This window comes from Frankia sp. CcCS3, assembly GCF_977927575.1.
Genome location: NZ_CDWRCL010000367.1, coordinates 2,105 through 2,940 on the forward strand (window position 1 = coordinate 2,105; position 836 = coordinate 2,940).

At 65.1% G+C, this 836-nt stretch carries 1 protein-coding gene; it reads left to right on the forward strand.

All coding sequences use genetic code 11. The annotated features are described in order from the left end of the window. Positions 1-515 precede the first annotated feature (515 nt). A complete protein-coding gene (locus AC08OQ_RS19270; RefSeq protein WP_476612306.1) occupies positions 516-767 on the forward strand; it encodes a hypothetical protein in 252 nt (83 codons plus the stop codon). Positions 768-836 lie beyond the last annotated feature (69 nt).

The following is an 836-nucleotide window of genomic DNA, read 5'->3' on the forward strand; positions in this document are numbered from 1 at the left end:
CCATAGTCGGTGGCAAACCGCTTCGCGGGCGTCGCGAACGTCGGCTCCCATGACAGCTCCGTGATCTTCTTATGTGCCTTTGTCAAGCTTTGACGGCTCACGTCCTGCCTCCTGGACGATACGGGGTCGGGCAGACACCGGCGATGCCCGCCTGCACCGAGGTCGACGCCGATCCGCGTCGACCCTCCTTCCGGCCGGAACCGATGCCTGCGCCACGCCCCTTCGTATGTCCCACATCACACTCCCCGTGGGAGGTGTGTGGTATCTCAATCTGAGACAGGTGCCAGAGCTCAACCAACAAGATCAATGTGGAGGCGACCGGCGACCGCCGCCGGTCGGGGGCCGGTCCGGGGTTGGTCGGGCGCGGCGGGCACCCGGCAGTGGACGGAGCACAGGGTCTAGCCAGACGGTAGGCGGCGATCTAACCTCGCTCGGGAACCGCTCGTGACCACGTCGGACGCTGCGGTTGTACCGGAGTCGTCGAGGTTCGCCGTTCGCGGGAGGAGATCCATCAGATGGTTGGTTGTTCGAGCAACTTAGATGCTCATGATCATTATGGCGCCGAGGTTGCGCAGGCACGGGAGCTGTTCCTGACCACCGGCTCCATCGAGCCGGACAGGGTACGCGATAGCATCCGGGCGTCCTGGTTACGCTCCCGGCACTGGGAGGTAGCGGCGGAAGGCCCCCGACTCACGTTCGTGGGCGACCTCGACATCGAAAACCCGGTCAGCCGCACCGCGGCGCCCATCGTCCGCCAACTCGGGTAAACATTCACCTGCTTTATCGATCTTGCTGTGGGTGACGGTTCACGGGCATGGCTGTGGGCCGCGCCGGGC